Here is a 16501-nt window from a genome sequence, read left to right as displayed (position 1 = left end):
CGGCTGGATGACGTTCAAATCAGTGTCACGCCGGCGTCGCGCATCCGGCCCAGCATCCTCTCCACGGAGCCGTTGAGATCGATGCCGCGGCAGGCGTCGAGCCGCACGGACGTCTCAAAACCGAGCTTGACCGCGTCGAGCGCCGAAAAGGCGACGCAGAAATCCGTCGCCAGGCCGACCAGGGTCAGCGTCTCGATGTTCCGATCCCGGAGATAGCCGGCAAGGCCGGTCGGCGTCGTCCGGTCGTTCTCGAAGAATGCGGAATAGCTGTCGATCGCAGGACGGAACCCCTTGCGGATCACCAGCTCGGCCTTGCTCCAGGCGAGGCCCGAATGGAAATCCGATCCCAGACTGCCCTGGATGCAGTGATCCGGCCACAGCGTCTGGTGGCCATAAGGCACGTCGATCGTTTCGAACGGTTGCTTGCCGGGGTGGCTGGAGGCAAAGCTCGAATGGCCGGCAGGGTGCCAATCCTGCGTCAGCAGGACGTGCTCGGTCCGCCGGATTAGGTCATTGACCAACGGCACGATTTCGTCGCCACCGGCCACTTCAAGGGCGCCACCCGGGCAGAAATCGTTCTGCAGGTCGATAACGACAAGCGCTTCGTCGGCCATGGAGCCTCCTTATTTTCTTGGTCTTGAGCTTAGGCTCCAATGAAAACGCGACCGGACGCAGAAACTTGACCAGATGGCCGGCTGCGTCAACCTCTCATGGCATAACAAATGCGTTCCGGGTGCACCGGGGCCAACAGCCGTGCAAACTCTGGCTTTGACAATTCCTGCCGGCTTGATATCATTTGCATACGAATGAATTTCGTGCCTTGAATGCTCGGGAAAATCTTTCGGCAGGATCCCCTCTCGGGAAGCCCATTCTGGGAAGGCAAAGCGTGATCCGTTACGCAAAACCCACCACGGTCGACGACGCCCTCGCTTTGCTGGGCGAAGGGCAATGGCGCATCCTCGCCGGCGGCACCGACTTCTATCCGGCACAGGGCAGCAAGCCTTTCCGCGACAATGTCCTCGATATCAATGGCCTGGTGGCATTGCGCGGCATTGCCGAAGCCGAAAACCATTGGCTCGTCGGCGCGCGCACCACCTGGACCGATCTCGTCCGCCATCCTCTGCCGGCGGCTTTCGACGCGCTGAAGCAGGCGGCGCGGGAAGTCGGCTCGGTGCAGATCCAGAACGTTGCCTCGATTGCCGGCAATCTCTGCAACGCCTCGCCGGCCGCCGACGGCGTGCCGGCGCTGCTGGTGCTCGATGCCGAAGTCGAACTGCGTTCCGCTGTGGCGACCCGGCATCTGCCCCTTGCAGAATTCATCCTCGGCAACCGTCGCACCGCACTGCAGCCCGGCGAAATGGTCACGGCAATCCGCATTCCCAAACCCGCGACCGCCGGCAGCTCCGCCTTCGTGAAACTCGGCGCGCGGCGTTATCTCGTCATCTCCATCGCCATGGCCGCCGCACGCCTGGCCGTCGAAGATGGTATGGTCAGGAACGCGGCCGTCGCCGTCGGTTCCTGCTCGGTTGTCGCCAGGCGCCTGGCGGGTGTCGAGGCGGCGCTACGCGGCCGGCCCGTCGGCCACGCGCTGGCCACTGCGATCCAATCCGCACCGATGGACGAGCTGTCGCCGATCGGCGACGTGCGCGGCAGCGCCGAATATCGACTGGACGCTGCGCGCGAGATCGTCGCCCGCGCCGTGCTTGGTGCGATGGGCGCTGTTCCCGACGAAAGGGCGGCGGCCTGATGGGCATGGAGCGCGCCGACATCGCCTTCGAAGTCAACGGCGCCGCCGTCAGCGTTTGTGTGCCGCCGGTGCGGCGGTTGTCCGCGGTGCTGCGCGACGAGTTGCGGCTGACCGGCACCAAGATCGGCTGTGATGCCGGCGACTGCGGCGCCTGCACGGTGCTGGTCGACGGCGAGCCGGTCTGCGCCTGCCTGATTCCCGCGGCTTCCGCCTCCGGCACCGTGGTGACGACCGTCGAAGGCCTCGCCAATGGCCGGCTGTCGGGGCTGCAGGCCTCGTTTCTCAGCCATGGCGCAGCGCAATGCGGCGCCTGCACGCCCGGCCTGCTGGTCGCCGCAACGGCACTCCTGGACAGGACGCCTTGCCCGAGCGAGGCCGAAACGCAGGATGCGCTGGGCGGCGTGCTCTGCCGCTGTACCGGCTACCGCAAGATCGTCGCCGCGGTGATGGATGCTTGGCGCCACGCCGACGGCCTCGATCCGCGCATGCCATCCTCTGGCCATGCCGTCGGCTCCTCCCCGATCCGCGTAGATGGCCTGCCGAAAGTCACCGGCGACGAAAAATTCGGCGGTGATTCATTCCCGGCTGACGCATTGTCGGTGCTGGTGGTCCGCTCGCCGCATTATCATGCCGCTTTCACTTTTGGCGATCTCGGCAGCTGGGTGAAATCCCGTCCTGGCATTGCCGGCGTCTTCACCGCCGCCGACATTCCGGGAAAGAATTGTTTCGGCGTCATCGCGCCCTTCGCCGACCAGCCGGCGCTGGCCGAAGGGGTTTCGCGCTTTCGCGGTGAGGCGGTGGCCCTGGTTGCCGGCGAACGCGAGGCTATCCTCGATCTCGACCTTGCCGATTTTCCTGTCAGTTGGACCGAGTTGCCGCATTTTCTGGAAACTGGCGAAGCGCAGGCCGGCGGTGCGCAACTGGTCCATGAAAACCGGCCCTCGAACCTGCTCACCTCCGGCTTCGTCGAGCGTGGCGACCCGGAAGCCGCGCTTGCCGGTGCGGCTTTCGTCGTTGCCGGCGCCATCGACACCTCCTATGTCGAGCACGCCTATATCGAACCGGAAGCCGGTTATGCCTTCATGGACGGCGACACGCTGGTCGTCGTCGCCTGCACGCAGGCACCCTATATGGACCGTGACGACACGGCAAAAGTGCTCGGCCTTGCCCCGGAAAAGGTGCGCATCGTGCCGACCGCCACCGGCGGCGGCTTCGGCTCCAAACTCGACGTCTCGCTGCAACCGCTCATCGGCCTCGTCGCCATGAAAACCGGCCGGCCGGCGGCGCTCGCCTACAGCCGCACCGAATCGATGATCTCGACCACCAAGCGCCATCCCGCTCAGATGAGAGCGAGCATCGGCGCCGATGCCGACGGCCGTGTCACCGGCATGACCTTCGCCGGCGATTTCAACACCGGCGCCTATGCCAGCTGGGGGCCGACGGTCGCCAACCGCGTGCCGGTGCACGCCTCCGGCCCCTATGCGACGCCGAACTATCGCGCCGAAGGCCGCGCCATCCACACCAACGGCCCGATTGCCGGCGCCTTTCGCGGTTTCGGCGTACCGCAGGCGACGATCATGCAGGAGACCCTCTATGACGAGCTAGCCGACAAGCTCGGCATGGATCGGCTCGACTTTCGCCTGAAGAACTGCCTTCGGAACGGATCCGAAACAGTCACCGGCCAGCGGCTCGAGTCGGGCGTCGGCATCGCCGACTGCCTCGAGGCCCTCCGCTCACATTGGCGGCGTGCCCTAACTGACGCCGACGCGTTCAACGCCCGTAGCAGCAGCGAAAAAAAACGCGGCGTCGGCGTCGCCTCTTGCTGGTACGGCTGCGGCAACACCTCGCTGCCCAATCCGTCGACCATCAAGGTCGGCATCTCGGCATCGGGCGAAGTCGTCCTGCATCAGGGGGCGGTCGATATCGGGCAAGGTTCGAACACTGTCATCGCGCAGATCTGCGCCGACGCGTTGGGTCTTCCGCTTGAAAAGCTGCGGCTGAAAGGCGCCGACACGGCGATCACCCCCGACGCCGGCAAGACGTCGGCCTCGCGCCAGACCTTCGTCACCGGCAAGGCCGCCGAAAAGGCCGGCCGCGCCTTGCGCGAGGAGATCTTGCGTTTCGCCAATGTCTCGGAAAAGGCGGCGATTGCGCTGGACGGCACAAGCCTGAGCATCAGGGAAGGCGAAGCGACCCGCCGCGTCAATCTTTCCTCGCTAAAGGCAGACCCCGAAGGCTTTGTCTTTCGCGCCGAGGAAAGCTACGACCCGCCGACGCTGCCGCTCGATGCCAAGGGCCAGGGCAAGCCTTATGCCGTCTATGGCTATGGCGCGCAGATCGCCGAACTGGAGGTCGACCTCAGGCTCGGCACCGTGAAGCTTATAAAAATCACCGCCGCTCACGATGTCGGCAAGGCCATCAACCCTTTATTGGCAGAGGGCCAGATCGAGGGTGGCATCGCCCAGGGCATCGGCATGGCGCTGATGGAGGAATTCATCCCCGGCCGCACCGAAAACCTGCACGACTATCTGATCCCGACGATCGGCGACGTGCCACCGATCGAGACCATCCTGATAGAAGTTCCGGATCCGGAAGGACCCTTCGGCGCCAAGGGTTTGGGCGAGCATGTGCTGATCCCGACGGCGCCGGCGATCCTCAATGCTATCCGCCACGCCACCGGTGTGCTGGTCACCAAAATTCCGGCGACGCCGACCCGCATCCGCGCCGCCATCCTCGACAAGGAGGCGCGCCGATGAGCGAGCTTGCCGAACGCTTCGAGACCCACGATCCCGGCGAGAAGCTGGTGGCCGAGAAGATCCGCTGCGATGCCTGTCCGGTCATGTGCTACATCGCCGATGGCCGCACCGGCGCCTGCGATCGCTACGGCAATGTTGGCGGCAGGATCGTGCGGATGGATCCACTGACCATCCTCGACCACGCGGCCGAGACCGGCGCCGCAATCGTACCCTTTGCCGAAGAAGGCGAGGCATGGGACGGCGAACTGGTCAACACCGGCCGCCGCTTCGTCACCGCCATCGGCGCCGGCACCACCTATCCCGATTACAAGCCGGCGCCCTTCATCGTCAGCCAGGAGGTCGAGGGCGTCGATCTGGTCACCGTCGTCACCGAGGGCATCTTCTCCTATTGCGGCGTCAAGGTGAAGATCGACACCGACCGTCATATCGGCCCCGAAACGGCTACGGTCCGTGCCCAAGGCGAGGCGATCGGCCATGTCACGACCGGCGAATACGGCTCGCAGATGCTGTCGCTGGGCGGCGTACATCATCTGACCGGCGGCTCGAAGGCTGAAGGGCGCGCCACCTGCGACGCCATGCTCGCCCTGTGCAACCGCAAACCGGTTGAACTCGTCATCGACGGCGGCGCCACCGTCATCGTCGAAGCCGGCAAGCCGCCGGTCATCGACGGCAAGCTCGAGCAGCGCATGCGCGTCGGCTGCGGTTCGGCTACCATAGGCATGTTCGCGACCCAATGGCGCGGCCTTGTCGACGAGGTGGTGGTGGTCGATGACCACATCACCGGCGTCGTCTCCGAGCATCAGGCCGGCAAGGTGCTTGGCTGGCAGGATACCGGCATCAAGATCATCGGCCGCCGTTCGACGCCGGGCCGTTATTTCAAGGTGTCGGAGCCCGGCCTCGGCTGGGGCGGCACCAGCATTTCCGACCCGCTGTCGATCCTTGGTGAATGGAACGCCAAAAAGGGTGCGCGCCCCGGCATGTCGCTGCTGATGGTCTCGACCACCGGTGAGCAATTCGCCTATTACGAGCTCGACGACGAATTGAAGTCGGTCCAGAAACCGTTCCCGGAGCGGCTGCGGAAGTCGGTCGAACTGATCGAGGACAATTGCGAGCCGGCGCTCTGCACCGTGCTTTTCGTCGGCGGCGCCGGCGGCTCGCTGCGCGCCGGCGTCACCGAGAACCCGGTCAATCTGACCCGCTCGGTGCAGGGCTTGACGACCTACGTGACGGTCGGCGGCGCGCCGGTCTATGTCTGGCCGGGCGGCGGCATCACGCTGATGGTCGACGTCACCCGCGTCCCGGAAGGCGCCTTCGGCTATGTGCCGACGCCGGCGCTGGTGGCGCCGATCGAGTTCACCATGCGCCGCGACGATTATGTCAGGCTTGGCGGCTACGAAGGCGAAATCCGCAGCGTCGACGATATCCTGGCCAAGGGCGGCGAATATCTCAATCCGCGCCGCGGCACGGCCGCACCCCGTGACAATCCCTGGCCGCCGCTGGCGCAGTTGCGTCGCGCGGCCGCAAACGGGGCCGGGCGATGAACGGCCCGCAGGCGCATTGGCTCGAGGACGGCCGGAGGCTTCACCTCAATCATGGGCCGATCGACCTGATCGTCGAGGCATTCGGCGAGGCGAGTGAATGCAGCGCCGCACATCGCCAGGCAGTGGCGCGCTTCCAGACAATCCTGCCCGAACTGGTCGAAGAGTTGCCCGAACTGCGGCGCCCGGCCGCCTCGCGGCCACGTGCTTTCGCTGGCCCGACGGCGCGCCGCATGGAAGCGGCGGTCGTTCCGCTAGCGAAACAATTCATCACACCGATGGCGGCTGTCGCCGGCTCGGTAGCCGACGAAGTGCTTGGCGCGCTGCTTGCCGGCCGCCGGCTCGAGCGCGCCTATGTCAACAATGGCGGCGACAGCGCGATCTATCTCGGCCACGGCCAGTCGATGACGCTTGTCATTGCCGGGACAGGTCATGGGTTGGCAGATCGTCTCACGATCCGCCCCGAAGACGGGATCCGCGGTGTCGCGACAAGCGGCTGGCGCGGCCGCTCCTTTTCGCTGGGCATCGCCGACGCGGTCACGGTGCTGGCGCGAACGGGTGCTGAAGCCGATGCCGCCGCGACCTTGATCGCCAACGCCGTCGATCTGCCCGGTCATCCGGCCGTTAGGCGCGTGCGGGCGCGCGATCTCGCACCTGACAGCGACCTCGGCGACCGTTTGGTGACGCAGGGCGTGGGGCTGCTTTCCGCCGCTGAAATCGATATTGCACTGGAAGGCGGATTTGCCGTTGCCGAGGAGTTTCGGCGGCGCGGCCTGATTGCCGCCGCGGCGCTTTTCCTCGGCGGTCAGGCGCGCATCGCAGGTCCGATGGCGCTCGCCAATAAAGTTTTAGAGAGGGAAATTGCTCATGCCTGAGTTTCCGATCCGCAAGATCGCCGTGCTGACCGAAGAGATTTTTCACGAAGGCGGGCCGGTGGCGAAGGTGCCGCGGCGCCGCGCGGCGGCCATGGCTGTGGTCAAGAACCCGTTCGCCGGCCGTTACGTCGAGGAACTGCAGAGCGCCATGGAGGATTTGAAGCCGCTCGGGCTGCTGCTCTCCGACAGGCTTATTGCCGCATTGGGCGGCGACGTCAAACAGATCGACGGTTACGGCAAGGGCGCCATCGTCGGCATGGCGGGCGAGCTGGAGCATGGCGCGCTGTGGCATGTGCCGGGCGGCTATGCCATGCGCGAACGGCTCGGCGACGCCAAGGCGATCGTGCCCTCGGCGAAGAAGGTCGGCGGCTTCGGGGCGCGGCTCGATGTGCCGCTCGGCCACATCAACGCCGCCTATGTGCGCAGCCATTTCGATGCCATGGAAATCGGCATCAGCGATGGCCCCCGTCCCGACGAGATCCTGTTTTGCCTCGCCATGACCTGCGGCCCGCGCGTGCACGACCGCATGGGTGGGCTGGCGGCCAAGGACATTAAGGCATGGGATGGGCTGCGGTGAGCGCCGAGGACAATCTGCTCAAGCTGGTCGAGGCCGAGGAGCCTGACGAAAACGACTATCGCTTGCAGGAGCAGGTCGGCTTCATCCTGCGCAAGGCGCATCAGCGCCATGTCTCGATCTTCGCCGCACACATCGCCGATCTGACGCCGCCGCAATTTGCCGCTTTGGCCAAATTGCGCGACGTCGGCGAGACCTCGCAGAACCAGCTTGGCAGCCTGATCGCCATGGATGCGGCGACCGTGAAGGGCGTCATCGACCGGCTGAAAGCGCGTGGCTTTGTCGAACTTAGCAAACACGAAGTCGACAAACGGCGCCTGCAGGTCAATCTGACCGCCGAGGGGCGCGACGCGATCGAGCGGCTGATTCCGCTTGCCCGTGAGATTACGCAGGAAACGCTGGCGCCGCTTTCCGCCAAGGAAGCGGCCATTTTCATGAAGCTGCTGGCCAAGCTGGCTTAATCTGCTGCCTGCCGGCGTTTGGTTGTTGTTCCTGCCGGGCGCTGAACGCCCGGCAGGAAAGCCTCGTCTCAGAGGCCGTTGTCCTTCAGGATCTGGGCGGCATTTTCCTTGGTGATCTTCTGCGTCGGCAGGGTGATAGTCTTTTCCACCTTCTCCCCGTTCAGGAACTTGATCGCCTGCCGCAGCCCTTCGGCGCCCGGCGTCACATAAGTGAACGTCGCCGTCAGCTCGCCATTGGCGACCAGCTGCACGCCTTCATTGGGCAGGCCGTCGATGCCGATGAACTTGATGTCCTTCTCACGTCCGACGTCCTTGGCGGCAAGATAGGCGCCATAGGCCATCGGATCATTGTGGCCGTAGACAAGATCGATTTTCTCGTTGTTGCGCAACGCCGTCGCCATGATGTTGTAGGCCTGGTCCTGCTTCCAGTCGCCCGACTGCTGGTCGAGCAGGTATTTTATGCCTGGCTCCTTGTCGGTGAATTCATGGAAGCCGTCATGGCGGTCGTGTGCCGGCTGGGTGCCCATGCCGCCCCAGATCTCGACGACGTTGCCGGCGGCCTTGCCCTTGCCGCCAAGCAGCTCGACGGCATATTCACCGGCAGCCCGGCCGATCAGCTTGTTGTCGCCGCCGACGAACTGCGTGTAGTCGTTGGTTTCGACGTTGCGGTCGAGCACGAAGACCGGGATCTTGGCATCGATCGCCTGCTGCACGACACCGGTCAGGCCGGCGGATTCTTTCGGTGATACCAAGAGCGCATCGACCTCCTGACGGATAAGGTTTTCGACATCGGCGACCTGCTTCTCGGTCTTGTCCTCGCCGTCGGTGATGATCAGCTCGACTTCCGGATGCTTGGCCGCTTCGGCCAGGATGTCCTTGTTGAACTGGGCGCGCCAGGGTTCGATGGTCGTCACCTGCGAGAAGCCGATCTTCCACTTCTTGTCCTGAGCATGGGCGCCGCCGCCAAGCATGGCGGTCGTGGTCAGGAGTGCCGCTGTCAGCCCGGCGAGCTTCAACAATTCACGTCGTTTCATTTCTTGTTTCCTCCAATATTCAGAGACGCGGTCTCTTGCGACGGCCGCTTTGCCGCGGCCGTTTCCTTGTGCGCTTGCCCGCCGGGCAGTCGCAGATAGAAGAGAAGATCACCGGCACTGCGCTCCTGTACGAGCACGGTACCGATGATGATCATCCCCTTCAGCACCAGCTGAAGGTTCGAATTGATGTTGTGCAGCTGCAGGATGTTGGAGAGCAGCCCGAAAATCAGCACGCCGCAGAACGTCCCGGTGAGGCTGCCGCGTCCGCCCATCAGGCTGGTGCCGCCGATGACCACGGCGGCAATCGCGTCGAGCTCCAGCCCGGCGCCGGCGTCCGGCTTGCCTTGCCGGTACTGCGCGACATAGAGCACCGCCGCGATGCCGGCCAGCAGCCCTGACACGGCATAGGTGGCGATCTTCACGCGGCCTGCGGCGATGCCCGACAGCCGCGCCGCCTCCTCATTGCCGCCGATCGCATAGACATAGCGGCCGAACGGGGTGAAGCGCAGCACAGCGCCGTAGATCAGGATGGCGCCGAGGAAGAACAGGCCCGGCATCGGGATCACACCGAATACCAGCGAGCGCAGCATTTCGAAATCGGCGGTGGCATTCGAGCCGGTGTAGACCGGCAGCACCGCATTGTTCTGGCCGGCTGTCAGCCGGGCGATGCCGAGCGCAGTGACCATCATCGCCAGCGTCACGATGAAGGGCTGCAGCCGCCCGGCGACGATGATGAAGCCGTTGAGCGCGCCGAACAGCAGGCCGACGCAAGGCGCCACCAGCAGCACGCCGAGCACGCCGAATTTTGAGCCCACCTGCGGCAGCAGGAACCACAGCACCAGACTGCACAGGATCACCCCGACAATGCCGGGTGTCACCAGCCCGCGAACGCTGTCCAACCTGATGTCGTGCGTGGCCTGCGCGCCGGCGCGAGATTTTTCGATGTTCAGCAGGATGAAACGAGTGACGAGAATGCCGAGGCAAAGGGCTGCCAGGGCAACTGTCGGCACCCCCAGCACCACCGCCGGCGTCACGCCGGGGACCGTCAGCAGCATGGCACAGACGACCGTGCAGATAGCCATCAGCGAGCCGACGGAAAGGTCGATACCGCCGGTGATGATCACCGCAGTCATGCCGGTGGCAATCAGCCCGGTGGTCGACACCTGGCGCAGCACGTCGAGCAGGTTGCCGTAGGACAGGAAGATGTTGTTGCCCTTGGAGCTGATCGGCGAGCCGAGCACGCCGATCAGGAAGATGGCGATCAGGCCCCAATAGAGCTTCGTCCGGGACAGGATATGCAAAATGCTCATGCGGCAGGCCTCGTCATCGTCCGTCGCGGCGCCGCAAGCCGCATGATGGCCTCCTCGCTGGCTTGCGCGCGGGACAGGATTCCCGTCTGGCGGCCGTCGGCCATGACCAGGATACGGTCGGAAAGATGCAGCAGTTCCGGCAATTCCGAGCTGATGACGGCGATCGCCAGCCCGTCTCGCGCCAGCTTGAAGATGAGATCGTAGATTTCCCGCTTGGCACCGACATCGATGCCGCGTGTCGGCTCGTCGAGCAGCAGCACCCGCGGCCTCGTCGCTAGCCATTTGCCGATGACGACCTTCTGCTGGTTGCCGCCGGACAGCGTGCCGGCCGGCTGCTCGACGGTCTCGCAGCGAATGCCGAGCGCCTTGACGGCGTCCCGTGCCAGCCCTTGCTCACCGGCCAGCGAGCGCACGCCGAACCGCGCCAGCGCGCCGACCAGCGGCAGCGCGACATTGTCGGTGATCGAGGCCTCGAGATGCAGGCCTTGCGTCTTGCGGTCTTCCGTGACCAGGGCGATGCCGAGCCGGCGCGCATCGCGCGGCGAACGGATTTCTACTGCCTCGCCATCGAGCCTGATCTCACCGCCGGCACGTCCGCCGCTGGACCCGAAGATGGTTTCCAGGATTTCGGTACGGCCCGAGCCCAGCAGCCCGCCGATACCGAGGATTTCTCCTGCGGCAAGATCGAAGCTGACGCCGTCGAGCACGGTGCGCCAACCATGGCGATTGGGCTTCGACAGCGACAGCTCGCTTACGGACAGGACCGTGTTGCCACCGGGGATGCGGTGCTCCTGGGAGGAAGCAAGCAGGTTTCGCCCGACCATCGCCGAAATTATGGCGTCTTCGTCGAGCTTGTCCATCACCCGCGTCAGGACGTGGCGTCCATCGCGAAACACGGTGACGCGGCTGGCCAGATGCATGACCTCGTCGATGCGGTGCGAAATGTAGACGATCGCCACGCCGCTGTCGGCGAGCTGGCGGATGATGCGGAACAGCCGCTGGCATTCGGCTGGCGAAAGCGCCGAGGTCGGCTCGTCCATGATCAGAATGCGTGCCGACATCGACAGCGCCTTGGCGATCTCGACCAGTTGCTGTTCGCCGACGCGCAAGGCACCGACGCGTGCATCCGGGTCGAGCTCGATGCCGAGCCTTTGCAAGAGCGTTCCGGCGGCGCGGCTGCTCGTCTTGCGGTCGACGATCAGTCCGGCGATCAGCTTCTCGCGGCCGAGAAAAATGTTGTCGGCGACGCTGAGTTCGGGGACGAGGTTCAGCTCCTGGTGGATGATGGCGATGCCGGCGCGCTCGGCCTCGCGGACGCCGGTAAAGCGCACCGGGTGGCCATCGATACTGACCGTTCCGTTATAGTCCGTATAGACGCCGGACAGGATCTTCATCAGCGTCGACTTGCCGGCGCCGTTCTCGCCCATCAGCGCATGGACCTCGCCGCGCCGCAGCTCGAAGCCGACATCGACGAGTGCTGCGATACCGCCGAAGGACTTGGAGATGTGCTCGGCGCTCAGCACGATAGCCGAGCCGTCCGCCACAACGCCTTGCGCAGGGATGGAATTGCCGTGCTGCATGACAAGGACGGCCTCCCTCCGTCGTCACCGAACACCTCAAACGCTAATCTAAACGTTTCGATCATGTCAAGGCAATATCTGGAGCCTGAGATTGTTCCATTTCAATTCTTGCGCAAAATCATAAGATTCCGTACGTATTGCTACCGTGGAGTGGTGAAACGTTTCGAAAATGACAGCGTCAGGACGAAAAAAGCAGCGCAAATTCACTGCCCCGACTATGCTTCATGTGGCCGAGGCCGCGCGTGTTTCCGTGGCCACCGTATCGGCGCTGATCAACGGCACCGCGACCGTCAGCCCCGAGCTCAGCCAGCGCATCGAACAGGCGATCCGCGACATCGGCTACAAGCGCAACGCCATTGCCCGCAGCCTGAAGATGGGCACCACACGCACCATCGGGCTCACCGTCCCACACATCACCAATCCGTTCTTTACCGACGTGGTTTCGGTCATCCAGCAGGCTTTCGACAGGGCCGGCTACGCCGTCATGCTGTGCTGCACCGACGAGCACCTGAACACGCAGGACGACCAGATCAGGCTGCTGCTCGACCGCATGGTCGACGGACTGATCGTCGCGCGTGTCGGTGACGGCGCGATCCTCAAACGGATTGTCGACGACGCCAATGTGCCGGTCGTGCTGCTCGACCGTGTTTGCCAGGGTGTCGACACCGATGCCGTCGTTCTCGACAATCAGCGCGCGGTGTTCGACGCCATCACTTATCTGATCGATCTCGGCCATCGGCGCATCGGCTATATCTCCGGCTCGTTCGATATCTCGCCGATGCATGACCGCATGGCGGGATACCGCGAGGCCCTCCAGGCCGCCGGCCTGCCGGCCGAACCCGAGCTCGTCCGCTTCGGCAACTTCCACGAAGTCGATGGCTACAACGCCACCATGCAGCTGCTTTCGCTGCACGACCGGCCGAGCGCCATCTTTTCGGCCAACAACCCGATGGTGATCGGCACCATGAAGGCCATTCGCGATATCGGCCTGTCCTGTCCGGAGGATATTTCCGTCGCTTGCTTCGACGATTTTCCGTGGTCGGATGTGTTCCGGCCGCAATTGACCACGGTCGCACAGCCCGTGCAGGCGATCGGCGAACAGGCGGCCAATCTGCTGCTCGACCGGCTCGCCGGAAACAGGGATGCGCCGCCGCGCAAGCTGACGCTCAAGGGACGCTTGATGATCCGCAATTCATGCCGTCCGCTAGGTGCGACTGCGCAGAGCGTCAGCGCGTAGCGCGTGGGCTCTGTTCAGAAACTTTGCAATGCCGGACGGACAGCGCTCCTCTGTCCTGCCGACCCCGGGTCTGCGCAGCCACTGCGGGGGGTCGTCGTTCAAACCGAGCAATTGAAGGACGCGGCGCCGATCGGGCCAGGTGGCCAACAATCAGCCAGCCGACAGTCAGGAAAATCTTGGCAATCGAAGCATGTCGGATTAGGAATATGACGAGATGCGACAGATCGTTCACACGGGCGCCGGCTTGAGTCATGCGCGTGAAATCGATCCTAATCGGGCTGGTACTTGCTGGGATGGCCGCATTCTCCGGCTGCACCACCGGCGGAGCGTTACAGACCTTTCCCCAGGCCTATGGCGGCCTCACCGACGCCGGTTTTCGCGTTCCGCCGGTTCCGATCTACAAGGTTGACCAAAAGTTCCATCGGCAGACAGTACCTTATGCGACTGACGAGGCGCCGGGCACCATCATTGTCGATACAGGAGCGAAGTTCCTCTACTACGTGTTGGGAGACGGTCAGGCGCTGCGCTACGGCATCGGCGTCGGCAAGGCGGGCTTCGAGTGGCATGGCACTGCTCACGTTGCGAGGAAGCGCGAATGGCCGGATTGGAGCGCGCCGTCTGCGATGATCATGCGCGAGCAGAAGCGAGGCCGCATCATACCGGCCCATATGGAGGGCGGACTCATGAACCCGCTCGGGGCGCGGGCGCTCTATCTTTTTAACGAGAAAGGTGACACTGGATATCGCCTGCACGGTAGCCCTGAATGGTGGTCCATCGGCAAAGCTGTGTCGGCGGGCTGCATTCGCCTCATGAACCAGGACATCATCGATCTCTATGACCGCGCCACAATCGGCACCAAGGTGATCGTCATTTAGTGGACGCCGCGTTTCCTGCTAACGGACGAGCATGACGGATCGAAAACCTCCGCGCAAAACGCGCGAAATGTTCGCTATGTCTTCGCACACCTGTTCGCGATGTTCCCTGCCTAAGGCCGGCCTTGCCCGCAGCAGTGGCAAGTGGCGAACCAACTCTCAGGCAGCTTCCGACAGCGATTTGTGAGCGTCGGCGAGGATCTCGAACGAGCGCACCCGCGCCGCATGGTCGAAAATCTGCGCTGTGACCATCAGCTCGTCGGCGCCTGTGCGGCGCACAAACGCCTCGATGCCTTGCCTGACCGTTTCGGGAGAGCCGACGACGGCGCAGGAAAGCGCTTGGCCGAGCATGGTCTTGGCCATTGGATCGAGGTCGCGCTCATATCCTTCGACCGGCGGCGGCAATCGGCCGGGCCGGCCGGTGCGCAGATTGACGAAGGCCTGCTGCAGCGAGGTGAACAGCAGCCGCGCCTCGGCATCGGAAGGAGCGGCGAAGACGTTGAGGCCGAGCATCACATAAGGCTTGTCGAGCTGCTCCGAAGGCTGGAAACGCGAGCGGTAGATCTCCAGAGCATGGTCGAGCTCGGCCGGCGCAAAATGCGAAGCGAAGGCGTAGGGCAGGCCGAGCATGGCGGCAAGCTGCGCGCCGTAAAGGCTGGAACCGAGAATCCAGATCGGCACCTTTTCGCCTTCGCCGGGCACCGCGCGGATGCGTTGGCCGTCTTCGGCCGGCTGCAAGTAACCCATCAGCTCGACGACGTCCTGCGGGAAATTGTCGGCGCCAGCGTCGAGGTTACGGCGCAGCGCCCGTGCGGTGGCCATGTCGGTGCCGGGCGCCCGGCCGAGGCCGAGATCGATGCGGCCAGGATGCAGAGCGTTAAGCGTACCGAACTGCTCGGCGATGACCAGCGGCGAATGATTGGGCAGCATGATGCCGCCGGCGCCGACGCGTATCGTATTGGTGCCGCCGGCCACATGGGCAATGACCACCGAGGTGGCGGCGCTGGCGATGCCCGGCATATTGTGGTGCTCTGCCAGCCAATAGCGCCGGTAACCCAGCCGCTCGGCATGACGGGCGAGATCGAGCGAATTGGCGAGTGACTGTGAAGCGTTGCTGCCTTCGACGATCGGCGACAGGTCGAGAACGGAAAGAACGGTCATCGGCGCGGGTTTCCTGTGGGCCGAAGGGATGTAGGAAGCCGTTGCCGAGGCGGCAAATTCAAAATGTTGATGGAGCGCTGAGGGCACAACGGACGTGCGACCGATGCAAGGTCGTGATCTGCCCCATCGGGGGGACGCTTTTGACCCTTTAAGCCGCTACTTTTTCACCTCGGGAATCTCTTCGTCCTCGATCGCTGCCGTGTGTTGCGCCGCCAGGAAATTGCCGACATGGCTGAGACCGTCGAAATGATCGCAGAACACCTTGATGACGACCAGCAGCGGCACCGCCAGCAGCGCGCCGACAAAACCCCACAGCCACGACCAGAAGGCGATGGCGATGAGGATCGCCACTGCGTTGATTTCGAGACGGCGGCCGACCACCGTCGGCGTCACGAACTGGCCTTCGACGACATCGCACATAAGGACGAAGGCCGGCGCCAGCAGCGCATAGGAAATCGTGTCGAAGCTTATCAGCGCGATGATCGTAACCAGCGTGATGGTGGTCAGCGCCCCGATATAGGGCAGGAAATTGAGCAGAGCCGCTGCCGCGCCCCAGACCTGCGCGTTGGGCACGCCGAGCGCCCACAGGCCGAGCCCGATGACCACGCCGAGACATGTATTGATGACCGTGACAGTAAGCAGATAATGCGAGATTTCACGTTCTACGTCGTAGACGACGCGCAGCGCCCGCTTCTTTTCGCTGAGACTGGGGAAGGACTGGACGATCTTTTCATAGAACATCGTGCCCGAGGCGAGCAGGAACAGCGACAGGACGAAGACGATGGTAACGCTGGCGCCGGCCGACAGCACATTGCCGGCGGCCTGCGAGAGAATACCGGATGGCGCCGTCGCCACCCTCTGAACGCCCGGCTCTTGGGATGTCTGTGTCAGGCCCTCGATCTGGCGCGAAATCTCCACGATCCGTTCGAACGGACGGCGCAGTTGTGCCAGACGTTCGGTAAGCTGCTGGCCGATCGTCGAGGTGTTGTTGATGAGGTCGATGACCGGGCCGCTGAGCAGATATCCCGCGACGGCGACGAGGCAGAACGAAAGCAGCACCAGCAGTGTCGCTGAAATGACATCGGGCATGCCATGCTTGCGCAGGAAGCGAACGATCGGCGTCAGCGTCAGCGCCAGCAGGAAAGCCAGAATGACCGGCATGAAGAAGGCGCGGGCGAAGTAAAGCGCGTAGATCGCCATGAGGATGAAGATGCCGACGAGCAGCGAACGCATCAGATGCGCATCCGCCCGCGCCTCGACGCGCGGATCCGGGCTTTCGGCAGCGCTTGCGCCCGAAGCGTCGGGTTCGGCTTTCATTCTGACCCTCGGCGGCACACCGCGATTGGTGCAGACCGT

At 64.1% G+C, this 16501-nt stretch carries 14 protein-coding genes; 8 read left to right on the top strand and 6 right to left on the bottom strand.

The features are described 5' to 3' along the window. Window positions 1–14: 14 nt before the first annotated feature. Window positions 15–614, bottom strand: a complete 600-nt coding sequence (gene pncA, locus NKH99_RS02745) for a bifunctional nicotinamidase/pyrazinamidase (protein WP_352697255.1) — start codon at window positions 612–614, stop codon at window positions 15–17. A gap of 272 nt (window positions 615–886) precedes the next feature. Between pncA and NKH99_RS02740 the strand changes: the two genes are divergently transcribed. The 6 genes from NKH99_RS02740 to NKH99_RS02715 are packed head-to-tail and all read left to right on the top strand — an operon-like array spanning window position 887 to window position 7951. Next, complete coding sequence (locus tag NKH99_RS02740; protein WP_352539932.1) at window positions 887–1747, top strand: FAD binding domain-containing protein; 861 nt, start codon at window positions 887–889, stop codon at window positions 1745–1747. Then, window positions 1747–4503, top strand: coding sequence for a molybdopterin-dependent oxidoreductase (locus tag NKH99_RS02735; protein ID WP_353012403.1), 2757 nt, complete (start codon window positions 1747–1749; stop codon window positions 4501–4503). The genes NKH99_RS02740 and NKH99_RS02735 overlap by 1 nt, the downstream gene beginning before the upstream one ends. After that, window positions 4500–6044 carry a 6-hydroxynicotinate reductase gene (locus NKH99_RS02730; protein ID WP_353012400.1) on the top strand — a complete coding sequence of 515 codons (1545 nt, stop codon included), beginning with the start codon at window positions 4500–4502 and terminating at the stop codon, window positions 6042–6044. Before NKH99_RS02735 ends, NKH99_RS02730 begins: the two co-directional genes overlap by 4 nt. Beyond that, the gene (locus NKH99_RS02725) at window positions 6041–6916 is read left to right on the top strand and encodes a UPF0280 family protein (protein WP_352682301.1); all 876 of its coding nucleotides are present in this window, start codon (window positions 6041–6043) and stop codon (window positions 6914–6916) included. Before NKH99_RS02730 ends, NKH99_RS02725 begins: the two co-directional genes overlap by 4 nt. Continuing rightward, complete coding sequence (locus NKH99_RS02720; protein ID WP_023676966.1) at window positions 6909–7493, top strand: amino acid synthesis family protein; 585 nt, start codon at window positions 6909–6911, stop codon at window positions 7491–7493. The genes NKH99_RS02725 and NKH99_RS02720 overlap by 8 nt, the downstream gene beginning before the upstream one ends. After that, window positions 7490–7951: a MarR family winged helix-turn-helix transcriptional regulator gene (locus NKH99_RS02715; protein ID WP_352540033.1), complete on the top strand. Its 462-nt coding sequence runs from the start codon at window positions 7490–7492 to the stop codon at window positions 7949–7951. Before NKH99_RS02720 ends, NKH99_RS02715 begins: the two co-directional genes overlap by 4 nt. A 68-nt stretch (window positions 7952–8019) precedes the next feature. Here NKH99_RS02715 and NKH99_RS02710 read toward each other — a convergent pair whose 3' ends face one another. From NKH99_RS02710 to NKH99_RS02700, 3 genes are read right to left on the bottom strand one after another with little or no spacing between them, the layout of a single operon-like run. After that, the gene (locus NKH99_RS02710; protein ID WP_352682299.1) at window positions 8020–8985 is read right to left on the bottom strand and encodes a substrate-binding domain-containing protein; all 966 of its coding nucleotides are present in this window, start codon (window positions 8983–8985) and stop codon (window positions 8020–8022) included. Next, window positions 8982–10295, bottom strand: coding sequence for an ABC transporter permease (locus tag NKH99_RS02705; protein ID WP_023676963.1), 1314 nt, complete (start codon window positions 10293–10295; stop codon window positions 8982–8984). Before NKH99_RS02705 ends, NKH99_RS02710 begins: the two co-directional genes overlap by 4 nt. Continuing rightward, entirely contained in the window at window positions 10292–11875 is a 1584-nt protein-coding gene (locus NKH99_RS02700) for a sugar ABC transporter ATP-binding protein (protein ID WP_352682297.1), read from the bottom strand. The genes NKH99_RS02705 and NKH99_RS02700 overlap by 4 nt, the downstream gene beginning before the upstream one ends. Before the next feature lie 217 nt (window positions 11876–12092). On the opposite strand from NKH99_RS02700, the gene NKH99_RS02695 reads away from it, so the two are divergent. After that, complete coding sequence (locus NKH99_RS02695; protein WP_254815864.1) at window positions 12093–13112, top strand: LacI family DNA-binding transcriptional regulator; 1020 nt, start codon at window positions 12093–12095, stop codon at window positions 13110–13112. Window positions 13113–13363: 251 nt separating this feature from the next. Continuing rightward, window positions 13364–13987 carry a L,D-transpeptidase gene (locus NKH99_RS02690; protein WP_352682294.1) on the top strand — a complete coding sequence of 208 codons (624 nt, stop codon included), beginning with the start codon at window positions 13364–13366 and terminating at the stop codon, window positions 13985–13987. 156 nt (window positions 13988–14143) lie between these two features. Here the strand turns inward: NKH99_RS02690 and NKH99_RS02685 are convergent, their stop codons facing one another. Further along, a complete protein-coding gene (locus NKH99_RS02685; protein WP_023676959.1) occupies window positions 14144–15145 on the bottom strand; it encodes an LLM class flavin-dependent oxidoreductase in 1002 nt (333 codons plus the stop codon). Window positions 15146–15301: 156 nt separating this feature from the next. After that, window positions 15302–16462, bottom strand: a complete 1161-nt coding sequence (locus NKH99_RS02680) for an AI-2E family transporter (RefSeq protein ID WP_023676958.1) — start codon at window positions 16460–16462, stop codon at window positions 15302–15304. Window positions 16463–16501: the final 39 nt, after the last annotated feature.

Source organism: Mesorhizobium sp. M0854, assembly GCF_040319815.1.
Lineage (GTDB): Bacteria > Pseudomonadota > Alphaproteobacteria > Rhizobiales > Rhizobiaceae > Mesorhizobium.
Note: the sequence above shows the minus strand (reverse complement) of the source record. Positions and strands in the feature narration are given on the sequence as shown.

Coding starts and splice junctions, on each gene's coding strand:
- pncA (WP_352697255.1), bottom strand. CDS start 614: ATGGCCGACGAAGCGCTTGTCGTTATCGACCTGCAGAACGATTTCTGC.
- NKH99_RS02700 (WP_352682297.1), bottom strand. CDS start 11,875: ATGCAGCACGGCAATTCCATCCCTGCGCAAGGCGTTGTGGCGGACGGC.
- NKH99_RS02710 (WP_352682299.1), bottom strand. CDS start 8,985: ATGAAACGACGTGAATTGTTGAAGCTCGCCGGGCTGACAGCGGCACTC.
- NKH99_RS02720 (WP_023676966.1), top strand. CDS start 6,909: ATGCCTGAGTTTCCGATCCGCAAGATCGCCGTGCTGACCGAAGAGATT.
- NKH99_RS02735 (WP_353012403.1), top strand. CDS start 1,747: ATGGGCATGGAGCGCGCCGACATCGCCTTCGAAGTCAACGGCGCCGCC.
- NKH99_RS02725 (WP_352682301.1), top strand. CDS start 6,041: ATGAACGGCCCGCAGGCGCATTGGCTCGAGGACGGCCGGAGGCTTCAC.
- NKH99_RS02690 (WP_352682294.1), top strand. CDS start 13,364: ATGCGCGTGAAATCGATCCTAATCGGGCTGGTACTTGCTGGGATGGCC.
- NKH99_RS02680 (WP_023676958.1), bottom strand. CDS start 16,462: ATGAAAGCCGAACCCGACGCTTCGGGCGCAAGCGCTGCCGAAAGCCCG.
- NKH99_RS02695 (WP_254815864.1), top strand. CDS start 12,093: ATGCTTCATGTGGCCGAGGCCGCGCGTGTTTCCGTGGCCACCGTATCG.
- NKH99_RS02685 (WP_023676959.1), bottom strand. CDS start 15,145: ATGACCGTTCTTTCCGTTCTCGACCTGTCGCCGATCGTCGAAGGCAGC.
- NKH99_RS02730 (WP_353012400.1), top strand. CDS start 4,500: ATGAGCGAGCTTGCCGAACGCTTCGAGACCCACGATCCCGGCGAGAAG.
- NKH99_RS02705 (WP_023676963.1), bottom strand. CDS start 10,295: ATGAGCATTTTGCATATCCTGTCCCGGACGAAGCTCTATTGGGGCCTG.